Origin of the sequence: Streptomyces sp. NPDC050703, assembly GCF_040654435.1 — a bacterium.
Taxonomy (GTDB): Bacteria; Actinomycetota; Actinomycetes; order Streptomycetales; family Streptomycetaceae; genus Streptomyces.
Genome location: NZ_JBFAHX010000023.1, coordinates 19,865 through 34,157, shown reverse-complemented (window position 1 = coordinate 34,157; position 14,293 = coordinate 19,865). Strand labels below are relative to the sequence as shown.

Here is a 14,293-nt window from a genome sequence, read left to right as displayed (position 1 = left end):
GGAATCACCGCGCGCCGCAACGGGACTGCCATACGCCGTTCACGAAGAACGGTCGCCCCGCGCGCCACCAAGTAGGCCAGAGATTGACCTACTTGGCTCCTAACGTGCTGCTTGTCCGAAGGAGCAGCACCAACGGAAGGCGGCCCACCATGTCCGACACCGCGAACCTCGACCAGCCGACGACCACCGGCGAGCGTGCCGACCTGCTGGAAGCACTGGCTCATCACCGGACCATGCTGCGCCGCACGGCCCGCGACCTCACCGACGAGCAGGCCGGTCTGCGCACCACCGCGAGCGAACTGTGCGTGGGCGGCATCATCAAGCACGTCACCTCGGTCGAGCGGGCGTGGACCGCTTTCATCCGGGACGGTCTGTCGGCTCTGCCCTCGTTCACCGACATGACCGACGAGGACTGGGCCCAGCGGGCCGAGGAGTTCCGCATGCAGCCCGGCGAGACGCTCGCGGGCGTCCTCGACGCGTACGAGGCGGTCGCCGCCCGCACGGAGGAGGTGGTGAGCGGCCTGCCCCACCTGGACGTGTCCCACCCCCTCCCGGAGGCCCCCTGGTGGGAGCCCGGCGGCTCGTGGACGGCGCGCCGGACCCTGCTGCACATCATCGGCGAGACCGCGCAGCACGCGGGGCACGCCGACATCATCCGCGAGGCCATGGACGGGGCCCGCACCATGGGCTGAGCTATGCCCCTCGGGGCGCGTCGAGCTCCGCCCAGATCGTCTTGCAGGGGGTGAGGGGGAGCGGGCCGAGGTCCGCGCCCCAGCGGTCGGCGAGCGCCTCGACGAGCAGCAGGCCCCTGCCGGACTCCGCGTCGGGGGTGGGCCGCCGGGGGTGCAGCGGGGGGCTCCGGTCGGCGCGGGCGTCCGTCACCTCGATACGGAGCGTGTTCTTCGCGTCGACCGCGAGCACCAGCCGGAAGCTTCTGTCGGGTACGTGGCCGTGCTGGACGGCGTTGTTCGCCAGCTCGGCGACGACGAGCTCGGCGTCCTCGCTCGTCCGTTCCCAACTGCGCAGTTGTTCCCTCGCGAGGAGCCGGGCCAGCCTCGCGCCTCTTCGCGTCGCGGAGAGGAGGACCGTGAACTGGCGGGCGGGGGCCAGGGTTTGAGCCCGGGTGGTTTCTTGGTTCACGTCACTCAGAGTGGCCTTCCGTGCGTACGGTGGACAGCGGTGCGTGGTGCGCGTACCGCGTTTGTCCGCCGCTTGTCCCGACCTGTCCGCGCTGTACCGGTAGCGGTTCGGGTACGTGAGCGCGTTGGACCGGGACGGGACGGTGGAGGTGGCGCGTGGAGGGCAACGACGGCGTGGACGAGCCCGGGTGGGACGTCGACCCCGAGGACGAGATCAGCTCGGCCGTGGAGATGGTCGGCCAGCAGCTCAGACTGCGGAGGGAAGTGGCGGGCCTCCGCGTCGCGGAGTTCGCGGAACTGATCGGCTACGGGGAGGACCTGGTCCGGAAGATCGAGCGGGGGGCGCGGATTCCCCGGCCGGAGTATCTGGACAAGGTGGATGAGGTGGTGGGGGCGGGGGGTTTCGTCTCGGCGCTGAAGAAACCTATGCGGGAGGCGCGGTACCCGAAGCGGGTGCGGGAACTGGCGAAGCTGGAGGAGCGGGCGGTGGAGCTGGGGATGTACAGCAACCACAACATCCACGGCTTGTTGCAGACCGAGGAGTACGCGCGAGCGCTGTTCAGGACGAGGCGCCCCGCCTATTCGGACCAAGCCTTGGAGCGCCTGGTTGCAGCTCGTATGGCGCGACGGTCGGTCTTCGAGTGCTCGCCCGTCCCGGAGTTCAGCTTTGTCCAGGAAGAGGTGACACTGCGGCGGCCGATCGGAGGGACAATGGTCCTGCGCCGCCAACTCGAACGGCTGTTGGAGGTGACCGAATTACGTAACGTCGAGGTGCAAGTGATGCCGACGTCAAGCGGTGAACACCCCGGTACGGGCGGTCGAATCCAGGTGCTGAAGTTCGGGGACGGCACAGCGATGGGACGAACTGACGACGAGTTCGGTGGCCGCCCTGTCTCCGACCCGAGGCAGCTCCGTATCCTCGAACTGCGCTATGGCATCATCCGGGCCCAGGCCCTTGCGCCACGAGAGTCGCGGGCTTTCATTGAGCAACTGCTGGGAGAGACATGATCCGGAATGCCTCGGCCGGTAACAACACTGGGCTGAACTGGTTCAAAAGCAGCTACAGCGACAGCAGTAACGGCGAGGACTGCCTAGAGGTCGCCCACGGCTGGCAAAAGAGTAGCCACAGTGACAGCAACGAGTCCGGGGACTGCGTAGAGATAGCCGCCACCCCCCGGACCATCCACGTCCGGGACTCCAAGGCCGCCGATGGGCCCTGCGTCACCCTCACACCCACCGCCTGGTCCGACTTCCTCACGTACGCCTCTCGCGGCTGAGGAGCCTGGGGCCGACCTAGGACCAAAGGACCCCCGAGGTCCCCGCCCCGGACAGGGGTGAACGGCATGGACGCCACTTACGCTGGCGTCCATGACCGACACCGCCCCCGGCACCCCCGTCACCGCCGAACCCGAGGCCCCGCCGAGCCCGGAAGACACCGGTGTCCTGCGCAAGCCCTACCGCGCGCTGAGCATCGGCATCGTCTCCGTCGCCCTCCTCATCGCCTTCGAGGCGACCGCCGTGGGGACGGCGATGCCGGTGGCGGCGCGGGAGCTGGACGGGGTCTCGCTGTACGCCTTCGCGTTCTCCGGGTACTTCACCACCAGCCTCTTCGGCATGGTGTTCAGCGGGCAGTGGGCCGACCGGAGCGGGCCGCTGGGGCCGCTCGCCGCCGGGATCTCGATGTTCGCGGCGGGGCTGCTGCTGAGCGGGACCGCGGGGACGATGTGGCTGTTCATCGCGGGACGCGCCGTGCAGGGGCTCGGCGGCGGCCTCGTCATCGTCGCGCTGTACGTGGTCGTCAGCCGCGCCTACCCCGAGCGGCTGCGGCCGTCGATCATGGCGGCCTTCGCGGCGAGCTGGGTCGTGCCGTCCGTCGTCGGCCCGCTCATCGCGGGGACCGTCACGGAACACCTCGGGTGGCGGTGGGTCTTCGTCGGCATCCCCGTCCTCGTCGTCGCGCCGCTCGCCCTCGCGCTGCCCGCGATCCGGCGGACGGCCGCCGGACCCCTCGATCCCGAGGCGCCCGTGGTCCCCTTCGACCGGCGCCGCATCCGCCTCGCGCTCGGCATCTCGCTGGGGGCGGCACTCCTCCAGTACGCGGCCCAGGACCTGCGATGGGTCTCGGTGCTGCCCGCCGTGGCGGGGGCGGTCGTCCTCGTGCCCGCCGTGCTCGGACTGCTGCCGCGCGGCACGTACCGGGCGGCCCGCGGGCTGCCCTCCGTGGTGCTGCTGCGCGGCGTCGCCGCAGGGTCGTTCATCGCCGCCGAGTCCTTCGTCCCGCTGATGCTCGTCACGCAGCGCGGTCTGAGCCCGACCCTGGCCGGGCTCTCGCTCGCCGTGGGCGGGGCGACCTGGGCGCTCGGTTCCTACGTACAGTCGCGGCCCCGCGTCGAGCCCTACCGCGCGCGGCTCATGGTCGCCGGGATGCTCCTGGTGGCCGCGTCCATCCTCGCCGCGCCCACCGTCCTCATCGACGGTGTGCCGGTGTGGGTGGTCGCCGTCGCCTGGGCCTTCGGCTGCTTCGGCATGGGCATGGTCATCGCCTCCACCAGCGTGCTGCTGCTCAAGCTCTCGCCCCCGAAGGACGCGGGCGCGAACTCGGCGGCCCTCCAGATCTCCGACGGCCTCTCGAACGTGCTGCTGCTCGCCGTCGGCGGCGCGGCCTTCGCCGCCCTCGGCGGCGGCACGGTCGGCGCGGGCCACGGGGCGGACGGGGTCACGGGCTCGCACCCGGCCGCGTTCGTGGCGGTGTTCCTGCCCATGGCGGCGGTCGCCCTGGTCGGAGCCTGGGTCGGCACACGGCTGCGCGAGCGGACACCGGGGGGTACGGGGCAGGGGCCGCGGACACCCTGAGAGACCTCGTGTGACGCTCCGGCACGGCGGCCCCGAGGCGCGGTGTGACCCCTGTCGCACCCTGGCCGAAGGGCGTCGCCGGGGCGGCGGGGCGCCGACTCCGCACCGGTAGGGTGGCCCGGTTGTCGTACGTACCCGAGAAGTCAAAACCCGGAGACCGTGACTACCACCAGCGCCGCCGCCAACTCCTCCCACCACCTCTCGCCCGCCTTCCCCGGCCGCGCCCCCTGGGGCACCGCCAACAAGCTGCGCGCCTGGCAGCAGGGGGCGATGGAGCGGTACCTCCAGGAGCAGCCGCGAGACTTCCTCGCCGTCGCCACCCCCGGCGCCGGCAAGACGACGTTCGCGCTCACCCTCGCGTCCTGGCTGCTGCACCACCACGTCGTGCAGCAGGTCACCGTGGTCGCGCCCACCGAGCACCTGAAGAAGCAGTGGGCGGAGGCCGCCGCCCGCATCGGCATCAAACTGGACCCGGAGTACAGCGCGGGCCCGCTCAGCAAGGAGTACCACGGCGTCGCCGTCACGTACGCCGGTGTCGGCGTGCGGCCGATGCTGCACCGCAACCGCTCCGAGCAGCGCAAGACGCTGGTCATTCTCGATGAGATTCACCACGCCGGTGACTCGAAGTCCTGGGGCGAGGCGTGCCTGGAGGCGTTCGAGCCGGCGACGCGGCGCCTGGCGCTGACCGGTACGCCGTTCCGGTCTGACACCAACCCGATCCCCTTCGTCACGTACGAGGAGGGGAACGACGGCATCCGGCGCTCGTCGGCCGACTACACCTACGGCTACGGAAGCGCCCTCGGCGACGGCGTCGTGCGGCCCGTCATCTTCCTCTCCTACTCCGGCAACATGCGGTGGCGCACCAAGGCCGGTGACGAGATCGCCGCGCGGCTCGGCGAGCCCATGACCAAGGACGCCGTCAGCCAGGCATGGCGCACGGCGCTCGACCCGCGCGGCGACTGGATGCCGAACGTCCTCAAGGCCGCCGACAAGCGGCTCACCGAGGTCAGGAAGGCCATCCCCGACGCGGGCGGCCTCGTCATCGCCTCCGACCAGGACTCCGCGCGCGCCTACGCCAAGCTGATCCGGGAGATCACGGGGACGAAGGCGACCGTCGTCCTGTCCGACGACGCGGGCGCCTCGAAGCGCATCGACGACTTCAGCGAGGGCACCGACCGGTGGATGGTCGCCGTCCGCATGGTGTCCGAGGGCGTCGACGTGCCGCGCCTCGCCGTCGGTGTGTACGCCACCACCATCTCCACGCCGCTCTTCTTCGCGCAGGCCGTCGGCCGTTTCGTGCGGTCCAGGCGGCGCGGCGAGACCGCCTCCGTCTTCCTGCCGACCGTCCCCGACCTGCTCACCTTCGCCAACGAGATGGAGGTCGAGCGCGACCACGCGCTCGACAAGCCGAAGAAGGAGGGGGAGGAGGACCCCTACGCCGAGTCCGAGAAGGAGATGGACGAGGCGAACAAGCAGGAGGACGAGGACACCGGCGAGCAGGAGCAGTTCTCCTTCGAGGCCCTTGAGTCCGAGGCCGTCTTCGACCGGGTCCTCTTCGACGGCGCCGAGTTCGGCATGCAGGCGCACCCCGGCAGCGAGGAGGAGCAGGACTACCTGGGCATCCCCGGGCTCCTCGAACCCGACCAGGTGCAGATGCTGCTCCAGAAGCGGCAGGCCCGGCAGATCGCGCACAGCAGGAAGAAGCCGGACGAAGAGGCCGACCTGCTGGAACTGCCCGCCGAGCGGCGGCCCGTGGTCTCGCACAAGGAGCTGCTCGGGCTGCGGAAGCAGCTGAACACGATGGTCGGCGCGTACGTCCACCAGAGCGGGAAGCCGCACGGCGTGATCCACACCGAGCTGCGGCGCACCTGCGGCGGGCCGCCGAGCGCGGAGGCCACGGCGGGGCAGCTCCGGCAGCGCATCGAGAAGGTGCAGGAGTGGGCCACGCGGATGCGGTGACGCGCGTGCCGGACGGGGCGGGGGTGTTTTTCCTGTGCCCCCCGCGTAACGGGGCAATGGTGGGCGCTAGGGGCGTACGCGTGCCCGGATTCTGGACGGAGTCTTCCGCTGAGCGGGACGGCCTCGCTAATGTCCCGGCTACGCACACGCCCCGTGGCAGCGCCGCCGCGGAGCGCAGCCGGAGTTCCGACCGGCGGCCTCTGACGCGCGTCGCCCACGGGACCGGCGGCGCAACCGCCGCGTAAAGAGGTCGCCGTCCCTCACTTAAGGAGTGGGCGTCGTGACCGCGGAGACTTCCCAGACGCTCGACAGAGGACTGCGCGTCCTCAAGCTGCTGGCCGACACCGACCATGGCCTCACGGTCACCGAGCTCTCCAACAAGCTCGGGGTGAACCGCACCGTGGTGTACCGCCTGCTCGCCACGCTCGAACAGCATGCCCTCGTCCGGCGTGACCTCGGCGGGCGGGCCCGCGTCGGGCTCGGCGTGCTGCGGCTCGGCCGCCAGGTGCACCCGCTGGTGCGCGAGGCCGCGCTGCCCGCGTTGCGCTCGCTCGCGGAGGACATAGGGGCGACGGCCCACCTGACCCTCGTCGACGGCACGGAGGCCCTCGCGGTCGCCGTGGTCGAGCCGACGTGGACGGACTACCACGTCGCCTACCGCACGGGGTTCCGGCACCCCCTCGACCGGGGCGCCGCCGGACGCGCCATCCTCGCCGCCCGGCAGAACCTGGTCACCGACCCCGGGTACGCGCTCACCCACGGCGAGCTCGAAGCGGGCGCGAGCGGGGCCGCGGCGCCGCTGGTCGGGGTGACGGGCATAGAGGGCAGCGTGGGCGTGGTGATGCTGGCGGACTCCGTGCCGGAGCGGGTGGGGCCGCGGGTGGTGGACGCGGCGCGGGAGGTCGCCGACGCGTTGCGCTGACCGCGCGGTCTGAGCGGTTCCTCTTGGCTCGGTCCCATCGCCGGCTGCGCCGTGCTCGTCCTCAAGCGCCGGACGGGCTTGGTTGTCGCCGGCTGCGCCTGGCTCGTCCTCAAGCGCCGGACGGGCTTGGTTGTCGCCGGCTGCGCCTGGCTCGTCCTCAAGCGCCGGACAGGCTTGATCTTCGCCGGACGGGCTTGATCTTCGGCGGGCGGGCTTGGACCTCGGCGGGCGGGCTTGGACTTCGGCGGGCGGGCTTGGACTTCGGCGGGCGGGCTCTCATGGGTGGTGGGCGGGCTCCGTGGGGGGTGGGGGTGACGCGTTAGATTGATTCCGTGCTGTTCTCCCTCTCTCGTCTCACGCGTCCCCAGGCTCTCGCCGTCTGCGCGTTGCCCGTGGTGGCCCTGCTCGCTGTGGCGGGGCTCGCGCCGCTGCCGTTCGCCGTGGCCCAGCCGGGCGGGACGGCGAACGTCCTGGGCAAGCACGAGGGGAAGCCGGTGCTCACCATCTCCGGGGTGCCCACCCGGAAGACCGAGGGGTCGCTGCGGATGACGACGATCGTGGCCACGGGCCCGCAGATGGACGTGCGGCTCGGTGACGTGATCGACGGATGGTTCCGCACGGACCGCGCGGTGATGCCGAAGGACTCGGTCTACCCGACCGGGGACAACGTGAAGGAAGTCGAGGAGCACAACCTCGGCGACATGCGGAAGTCGCAGGACGACGCCACGAAGGCGGCCCTCGCCCACCTCAGGGCGGACGGTGTGGAGAACACCGGCAAGGCGGAGGTCGAGGCCGACCTCGGCAAGATCGGCGGGCCCAGCGCGGGCCTGTTCCTGTCGCTCGGCATCATCGACAAGCTGGACGGCGACGGCAGCGGCGGCGACCTGACGGGCGGCCGCGACATCGCGGGCACCGGCACGATCACCGCCTCCGGCAAGGTCGGCCCGGTCGGCGGCGTGGCCCTGAAGACCCAGGCGGCCCGCCGCGACGGGGCCACGGTCTTCCTGGTCCCGAAGGACGAGTGCGCGGACGCGGAGGCCGAGAAGCCGAAGGGCCTGCGGCTCGTCCCCGTCACCACGCTGAAGGGGACGGTCGACGCACTGCGAGCCCTGAAGCAGGGCGGCGACGTCCCGAGCTGCTGACCAGCCGCAGGCCCGTCTCGACCATGGCCCAGCCCAGCCGCGTACGGAACCGGGGGCGCCGTGTCCGTAACGGCGCCGCTCGCCGCAGCTCGGCGGAGCGGGCGTGGTGCAGCAGCAGGTGTATGTCGGAGTGCATGGCGGGGTCCTCTCACTCGGTGGAGCGGGTCGGGAAGACGTGCGTGTGCAGCCGGACCTTGGCGGAGTCCGGCGTGTCCGGGTCCACCGCCAGCGGGCGGTAGCTCTCGATGAGGGCTTCCATCCTCTGGTTCAGCTCGGCGGTCAGCTCGGGCGTCAGCTGCAGGGTGTAGTCGCTCATGTCGGCGCTCTCGGTCCATTCCCTCGGCCAGTCCCGCATCGTGCCGAGCCAGGTGGACAGCTCCTGCGCGTGCAGTGTCGCGTGCTCGTGGAGGTAGAGGTCGGCGGCGCCGCGGACGGCGGGGTCGGGGTCGTGGTGCAGGGCCTCGTCGAAGTAGGTGCCCTGGTGGCTGGCGCGCCACCAGCGTTCCCGCCCTTTGCCGCGCTCGGGGTCGTCCTCGACGAAGCCGTGCGCGGCGAGCTGACGCAGGTGGTAGCTGGTGGCGCCGCTGGACTCGCCCAGGCGGTCGGCCAGTTGGGAAGCGGTGGCGGGCCCGTCCAGCCGCAGGGAGGCGAGCAGCCGCACCCGCAGGGGATGGGCGAGCCCGCGCAGGGAACGGGGGTTGAGCGTGTGGATCTTCCGGGGCGCGGGCTGTTCCGTCATGACCGTGAGCCTAGAGATGCAAAGACTCCGTTGCAACGGTTTCTTTGTAACTCATGGATGATCCTCGGACGCCTGCTCCACCAGCGGGATGATCCGCAGCGGGACGGGGTTCTCCATGACGATGGCCGTGGAGGCGCGGACGATGCCCTCGAAGCCCACGACCCGGTCGATCACGCGCTGGAGGTCGGCGTTGGACCGGGCCACGAGGCGGCAGAGCATGTCGCCGTGGCCGGTGATGGTGTGCAGTTCGAGGACCTCGGCGACCCCGGCCAGATGGGCGCGCACGTCCGCCCCCTGGCCCTGCTTGATCTCCAGCGTCGCGAAGGCCGTGACCGGGTAGCCGAGGGCCGCGGGGTCGACCTCGGGGCCGAAGCCCCGGATGACGCCGTTGGACTGGAGGCGGTCCATGCGCGCCTGCACCGTGCCGCGTGCGACGCCGAGCCTGCGCGAGGCCTCAAGGACCCCGATCCGGGGCTCACGCGCGAGGAGCACGATGAGCCTGCCGTCCAGATGATCGATCGCCATGGGGCCTCCGTGGTGGTCATCATGTACAGATAGCCCGGCCATCCTGGCCCCCCACTGGGCAATCTGACCACTGAAAACGCGAACTATTGCGCACCTTGTGGATCGGCGGGAGCCTCGGGCCATGACTGAGACCACCACCCACACCACCCCCATGACCGCGCGCGAGGCCGATCCCTTCCCGGTCAAGGGAATGGACGCGGTCGTCTTCGCCGTGGGCAACGCCAAGCAGGCCGCGCACTACTACTCCACCGCCTTCGGCATGAAGCTCGTGGCCTACTCCGGACCGGAGAACGGCAGCCGCGAGACCGCCAGCTACGTGCTCACGAACGGCGCCGCCCGCTTCGTCCTCACCTCCGTCATCAAGCCCTCCAGCGACTGGGGCCACTTCCTCGCCTCGCACGTGGCCGAGCACGGCGACGGCGTCGTCGACCTGGCGATCGAGGTGCCGGACGCGCGTGCCGCGTACGACTACGCCGTCGGGCACGGCGCGCGCGGCATCACCGAGCCCTACGAGGTGAAGGACGACAACGGCACGGTCGTCCTCGCCGCCATCGCCACGTACGGCAAGACCCGCCACACGCTGGTGCAGCGCACCGACTACGACGGCCCGTACCTGCCCGGCTTCGTCTCCGCCAAGCCGATCGTCGAGCCCCCGGCCAAGCGGACCTTCCAGGCGATCGACCACTGCGTCGGCAACGTCGAGCTCGGCAAGATGAACGAGTGGGTCGGCTTCTACAACAAGGTCATGGGCTTCACGAACATGAAGGAGTTCGTGGGCGACGACATCGCGACCGAGTACAGCGCGCTGATGTCGAAGGTGGTGGCCGACGGGACGCTGAAGGTGAAGTTCCCGATCAACGAGCCCGCCATCGCCAAGAAGAAGTCGCAGATCGACGAGTACCTGGAGTTCTACGGCGGTGCCGGCGTCCAGCACATCGCGCTCGCCACGAACGACATCGTGGAGTCCGTGCGCACGATGCGCGCGGCCGGCGTCCAGTTCCTCGACACCCCCGACTCGTACTACGACACGCTCGGCGAGTGGGCCGGTGAGACCCGCGTGCCCGTCGAGACCCTGCGCGAGCTGAAGATCCTCGTCGACCGCGACGAGGACGGCTACCTGCTGCAGATCTTCACCAAGCCCGTCCAGGACCGGCCGACCGTCTTCTTCGAGATGATCGAGCGGCACGGCTCCATGGGCTTCGGCAAGGGCAACTTCAAGGCCCTGTTCGAGGCGATCGAGCGGGAGCAGGAGCGGCGGGGCAACCTGTAGGCACCGCCGCACGTCCGGCGGACAGGCGCGGATTCCCCGCCCGTCCGCCGGGTCACCGGGTGCGCCACCGGTGGTCGGGCAGGAACAGCTCTTCGCCGTGCTCGACGACGAGGGCACCACGGTCTCCGAGCCGGCGCGCCGCACTCCAAGCCCCGTGGGGTCCGCCCGCCACCTGACACCGGCCCGGCGGCGAGGCCCCGCGTCAGGCGGAGTCGTCCGAGGCCGCCCGGCGCTTCGACGGCTCGGGCTTCGGCTTCGGCAGCGGGGCGGGCTTCTCACCGGGCGGGGCGTAGACCTGCTCGGGCCCGCCCTCCGCCGGCTCGCCGAGGCTCTTCAGGGCGCTCCTCGCGGCGGGCGCGGCCAGCGGCGAGAAGTAGGGGTTGATCAGCAGCGCCTCGCGGAGATGGCGGCGGGCCGCCCCGTCCTCGCCGAGCTCCCGCTCGATCTCGCCCCGGTGGTAGGCGAAGAGAGCGCTGCGCGGGCCCTTCTTGATCGCCTTGGTGACGTACTTCAGGCCCGCCTCGCTGTCCCCGGAGCGGTGCAGCGCCCAGCCGAGCGCGTCCGCCGTCTCCGGGTTGGGGTGCACCGCGTACTCCGCCGTGAGCCGCTGCACCGCGATCTCCGCGTCCCCGTGGTCCGCCTCGTAGAGGCCGAGGACGCGCTGGTCGTTGACGCCGCCCTTGCTCGTCTGCCGCACCCGCTCCCGCAGGTCGGCGTACTGCGCCCGCGCCGCGGGCCGCAGCTTCAGCGACTGGTACAGCTCACCCAGCTCCAGGGCGTACTCCGGCAGCGGCTGCCTGGCGAGCGCCGAGCGGTAGGCGCGCAGCGCCTGCGAGGTACGGCCGAGCGCCGCGAGCGCGCGCCCCTCGCCCGCGAGCGAGGGATGGTGGTCGGCGTCGGCGGCGAGCGCGGCCTTGTAGTACCGCAGGGCCACCCGCGGCTCGCCCCGCTCCCACGCCGTCTGCCCGAGGCGGTACGAGGCCGCCGCCCGCTCCGCCGGGGTGGCGGCGAGCGCCATGGCCGTGGAGAGGGCGGAGTTCGCGTCCTCGCGCCAGCCGCGGTCGCGGTAGAACCATCCGGCGCGTGCCTTGACGGCGGAGCGCGGACCCAGGGCCTTCAGCTTCTCCAGGGCCTTGTCGGCGGCCTTGACGTCCCCGAGGCCGCTGTGGGCGTCGATCAGCGCCGGATACACCGTCCACCGCTTCGGCGCCTGCCGCGCCGCCCGCTCGGCGAAGGTGCGCGCGGCACGGAAGTCGTGCCGGACGTTGGCGAGCGCGGCGAGGCCCGTCAGCGCCTCCGGATTGCGCTCGGGCATGGCCTGAAGCGAGGTCCGCAGCGCCTTCTCGGCCCGCGGGTAGTACCGGAAGTCGGCGGTCCGCTCACCCCGTGCCACATAGGCCGAGCCGAGCACCGCCCAGGAGTGCCCGTCACCGGGATGCGCCCGCAGATGCGCCTCGCGCTCCCGGATCAGCGCCGTCAGATCCGGCAGCGCGGCGGGCCTGCCCGCCCCGACGGCCGCCATCGCGCGCCCCGAGGGGCCGAGCGCGGGCCGGACCGGATCGTCGTCGCCGGACGAGGAGAGCACCAGGACGCCGCCGAGCACGAGGCTCCCCGCGACGGAGGCCGCGAGCACATGCTTCATCGAGAGCTTCATGACGTCACTGTGCGTCAATACGAAGAGCACATCCCGGCACGCGGATCGGCGTCGCACACGGGTTCACACCGATGGCCCCGGGTGCGAGGCTGTGATCATGAGCCGCAACCTCGTCGCACTCCTCCAGGAGGGCCTGCCCGCCGAGGCCGTCCTCACGGACCCGGACGTCACGTCCGCGTACTCCCACGACATGGCGAGCTTCTGCGAGGCGGGCGTCCCCGCCGCCGTGGTCCTGCCGCGCACCGTCGAACAGGTGCAGCACGTCATGCGCACCGCCACCGAGCTGCGCGTCCCCGTCGTGCCCCAGGGCGCCCGCACGGGCCTGTCCGGCGCCGCCAACGCCTCGGACGGGTGCATCGTGCTGTCCCTCGTCAAGATGGACCGCATCCTGGAGATCAGCCCCGTCGACCGGACCGCGGTGGTCGAGCCGGGCGTCGTCAACGCCACGCTCTCCCGCGCCGTCGCCGAGCACGGCCTGTACTACCCGCCGGACCCCTCCAGCTGGGAGACGTGCACCATCGGCGGGAACATCGGCACCGCGTCCGGCGGCCTGTGCTGCGTCAAGTACGGGGTCACGGCCGAGTACGTCCTCGGGCTCGACGTCGTCCTCGCCGACGGACGCCTCATGAGCACCGGACGGCGCACCGCCAAGGGCGTCGCCGGCTACGACCTCACGCGCCTCTTCGTCGGCTCCGAGGGCAGCCTCGGCATCGTCGTCCGCGCCGTCCTCGCCCTGAAGCCGCAGCCGCCGCAACAGCTGGTCCTCGCCGCCGAGTTCGGCTCGACCAAGGCGGCCTGCGACGCCATCTGCAAGATCATGGAGGGCGGCCACGTGCCCTCCCTGCTCGAACTGATGGACCGTACGACCGTCAAGGCCGTGAACGCCCTGGCCCACATGGGCCTGCCCGAGACCACCGAGGCGCTCCTGCTCGCCGCCTTCGACACCCCCGACCCCGCGGCCGACCTCGCCGCCGTCGGCGCGCTCTGCGAGGCCGCGGGCGCCACCCAGGTGGTCCCCGCGGAGGACGCCGCCGAGTCGGAACTGCTTCTCCAGGCGCGGCGGCTGTCGCTCACGGCGCTCGAAGCCGTCAAGGGCACCACGATGATCGACGACGTGTGCGTGCCGCGCTCGAAGCTCGCCGAGATGCTCGACGGGGTCGAACGCATCGGCGAGAAGTACGGCCTGACCATCGGCGTCTGCGCACACGCGGGCGACGGAAACACCCACCCCACCGTCTGCTTCGACGCCGCCGACCCCGACGAGGGCAGGCGCGCCCGCGAGTCCTTCGACGAGATCATGGCCCTCGGCCTGGAACTCGGCGGCACGATCACCGGTGAGCACGGCGTCGGAGTGCTGAAGAAGGAGTGGCTGGCGCGCGAGATCGGCCCGGTGGGAGTGGAGATGCAGCGCGCCGTCAAGGCGGCCTTCGACCCCCACTCGCTCCTCAACCCCGGCAAGCTCTTCTGAGGAAGGCGCCCGCCGCCCCCGTGGCGGCGGGGCCCGCTCACCCGTCCGTGGACCCGTCCCAGGGCCACTGCTCCCGCGGCCACAGCTCCTCCGCGCGGCCCGAAGTGGGAGCGAGCAGCTCGGCGAGGCCGCCGTCGATGCCGAGCCGCTCGCCCTCAGAGCCCGGGGGGACCACCCGCAGGGTGCGCTCCAGCCAGGCGGAGACGGCGGCCGCCGGGGCCTCCAGGAGGGCGTCGCCGTCCGGCGAGGTCAGCGCCATCATGACGACACCGCGCCCGTCCGCCTTCGCCGGCCAGACCCGCACGTCACCCTGGCCGCTCGCCCTGAACACGCCCTCCACGAGCAGTTCACGGGCGAACGTCCAGTGCACCGGGCGCTCGGAGCCGATGTGGAAGGCGATGTGGACGGCGCAGGGGTCGTCGGTGCGGTAGGTCAGCCGGGCGGGTACGGGCACGGCCCGCTCCGGCGAGACGACCAGTTTGAGTTCGAGTTCGCGTTCCACCACGGAGTGCATGTCGGTGCGCTTCCTTTCCTGGTACGGGGTCCTGGAGCGGACCCGTACGAGTGGAGAGCGCCGGATCGCCGAAGCGTTACGCGAGTACGCGGATTTTTCTCCGGACGG

The 14,293-nt window shown here is 71.6% G+C and carries 14 protein-coding genes; 9 read left to right on the top strand and 5 right to left on the bottom strand.

The features are described 5' to 3' along the window. The first annotated feature begins 149 nt into the window (after window positions 1-149). The gene (locus tag AB0I16_RS21665) at window positions 150-692 is read left to right on the top strand and encodes a DinB family protein (RefSeq protein ID WP_363251091.1); all 543 of its coding nucleotides are present in this window, start codon (window positions 150-152) and stop codon (window positions 690-692) included. A 1-nt stretch (window position 693) separates the two neighbouring features. Here the strand turns inward: AB0I16_RS21665 and AB0I16_RS21660 are convergent, their stop codons facing one another. Beyond that, a complete protein-coding gene (locus AB0I16_RS21660) occupies window positions 694-1,140 on the bottom strand; it encodes an ATP-binding protein (protein WP_363251090.1) in 447 nt (148 codons plus the stop codon). A 155-nt stretch (window positions 1,141-1,295) separates the two neighbouring features. Here AB0I16_RS21660 and AB0I16_RS21655 point away from each other — a divergent pair, with 155 nt between their 5' ends. The 6 genes from AB0I16_RS21655 to AB0I16_RS21630 all read left to right on the top strand — a co-directional run bounded on the left by AB0I16_RS21655 (window position 1,296) and on the right by AB0I16_RS21630 (window position 8,015). Next, window positions 1,296-2,147, top strand: a complete 852-nt coding sequence (locus tag AB0I16_RS21655; protein WP_363251089.1) for a helix-turn-helix transcriptional regulator — start codon at window positions 1,296-1,298, stop codon at window positions 2,145-2,147. Then, entirely contained in the window at window positions 2,144-2,416 is a 273-nt protein-coding gene (locus AB0I16_RS21650) for a DUF397 domain-containing protein (protein WP_363251088.1), read from the top strand. The genes AB0I16_RS21655 and AB0I16_RS21650 overlap by 4 nt, the downstream gene beginning before the upstream one ends. A gap of 91 nt (window positions 2,417-2,507) precedes the next feature. Continuing rightward, window positions 2,508-3,992 (top strand): MFS transporter, encoded by a 1,485-nt coding sequence (locus AB0I16_RS21645; RefSeq protein ID WP_363251087.1) that lies wholly within the window; start codon window positions 2,508-2,510, stop codon window positions 3,990-3,992. A 159-nt stretch (window positions 3,993-4,151) separates the two neighbouring features. Further along, window positions 4,152-5,951 (top strand): DEAD/DEAH box helicase, encoded by a 1,800-nt coding sequence (locus tag AB0I16_RS21640; RefSeq protein WP_363251086.1) that lies wholly within the window; start codon window positions 4,152-4,154, stop codon window positions 5,949-5,951. A gap of 280 nt (window positions 5,952-6,231) precedes the next feature. Further along, window positions 6,232-6,873: a helix-turn-helix domain-containing protein gene (locus tag AB0I16_RS21635; RefSeq protein ID WP_363251085.1), complete on the top strand. Its 642-nt coding sequence runs from the start codon at window positions 6,232-6,234 to the stop codon at window positions 6,871-6,873. Window positions 6,874-7,205: 332 nt separating this feature from the next. Continuing rightward, on the top strand, window positions 7,206-8,015 hold the full coding sequence (locus AB0I16_RS21630) for a S16 family serine protease (protein ID WP_363251084.1): 810 nt from the start codon (window positions 7,206-7,208) through the stop codon (window positions 8,013-8,015). Window positions 8,016-8,163: 148 nt separating this feature from the next. On the opposite strand, the gene AB0I16_RS21625 is transcribed toward AB0I16_RS21630, so the two are convergent. Next, entirely contained in the window at window positions 8,164-8,754 is a 591-nt protein-coding gene (locus tag AB0I16_RS21625) for a winged helix-turn-helix domain-containing protein (protein ID WP_363251083.1), read from the bottom strand. Between the two features lie 51 nt (window positions 8,755-8,805). Further along, window positions 8,806-9,279 (bottom strand): Lrp/AsnC family transcriptional regulator, encoded by a 474-nt coding sequence (locus AB0I16_RS21620; RefSeq protein WP_363251082.1) that lies wholly within the window; start codon window positions 9,277-9,279, stop codon window positions 8,806-8,808. Window positions 9,280-9,400: 121 nt separating this feature from the next. Here AB0I16_RS21620 and hppD point away from each other — a divergent pair, with 121 nt between their 5' ends. Further along, a complete protein-coding gene (gene hppD / locus AB0I16_RS21615; RefSeq protein WP_363251081.1) occupies window positions 9,401-10,549 on the top strand; it encodes a 4-hydroxyphenylpyruvate dioxygenase in 1,149 nt (382 codons plus the stop codon). 202 nt (window positions 10,550-10,751) lie between these two features. Here hppD and AB0I16_RS21610 read toward each other — a convergent pair whose 3' ends face one another. Then, window positions 10,752-12,203 (bottom strand): tetratricopeptide repeat protein, encoded by a 1,452-nt coding sequence (locus AB0I16_RS21610; RefSeq protein ID WP_363251080.1) that lies wholly within the window; start codon window positions 12,201-12,203, stop codon window positions 10,752-10,754. Between the two features lie 97 nt (window positions 12,204-12,300). Between AB0I16_RS21610 and AB0I16_RS21605 the strand changes: the two genes are divergently transcribed. After that, window positions 12,301-13,671 carry an FAD-linked oxidase C-terminal domain-containing protein gene (locus AB0I16_RS21605; RefSeq protein WP_363251079.1) on the top strand — a complete coding sequence of 457 codons (1,371 nt, stop codon included), beginning with the start codon at window positions 12,301-12,303 and terminating at the stop codon, window positions 13,669-13,671. A gap of 37 nt (window positions 13,672-13,708) precedes the next feature. Here the strand turns inward: AB0I16_RS21605 and AB0I16_RS21600 are convergent, their stop codons facing one another. Next, a complete protein-coding gene (locus AB0I16_RS21600; protein WP_363251078.1) occupies window positions 13,709-14,185 on the bottom strand; it encodes an SsgA family sporulation/cell division regulator in 477 nt (158 codons plus the stop codon). Window positions 14,186-14,293: the final 108 nt, after the last annotated feature.

Bases quoted from the DNA above. Each gene is read 5' to 3' on its own strand.
- AB0I16_RS21625 (WP_363251083.1), bottom strand. From the start codon at position 8,754: ATGACGGAACAGCCCGCGCCCCGGAAGATCCACACGCTCAACCCCCGT.
- hppD (WP_363251081.1), top strand. From the start codon at position 9,401: ATGACTGAGACCACCACCCACACCACCCCCATGACCGCGCGCGAGGCC.
- AB0I16_RS21665 (WP_363251091.1), top strand. From the start codon at position 150: ATGTCCGACACCGCGAACCTCGACCAGCCGACGACCACCGGCGAGCGT.
- AB0I16_RS21645 (WP_363251087.1), top strand. From the start codon at position 2,508: ATGACCGACACCGCCCCCGGCACCCCCGTCACCGCCGAACCCGAGGCC.
- AB0I16_RS21610 (WP_363251080.1), bottom strand. From the start codon at position 12,203: ATGAAGCTCTCGATGAAGCATGTGCTCGCGGCCTCCGTCGCGGGGAGC.
- AB0I16_RS21600 (WP_363251078.1), bottom strand. From the start codon at position 14,185: ATGCACTCCGTGGTGGAACGCGAACTCGAACTCAAACTGGTCGTCTCG.
- AB0I16_RS21605 (WP_363251079.1), top strand. From the start codon at position 12,301: ATGAGCCGCAACCTCGTCGCACTCCTCCAGGAGGGCCTGCCCGCCGAG.
- AB0I16_RS21650 (WP_363251088.1), top strand. From the start codon at position 2,144: ATGATCCGGAATGCCTCGGCCGGTAACAACACTGGGCTGAACTGGTTC.
- AB0I16_RS21620 (WP_363251082.1), bottom strand. From the start codon at position 9,279: ATGGCGATCGATCATCTGGACGGCAGGCTCATCGTGCTCCTCGCGCGT.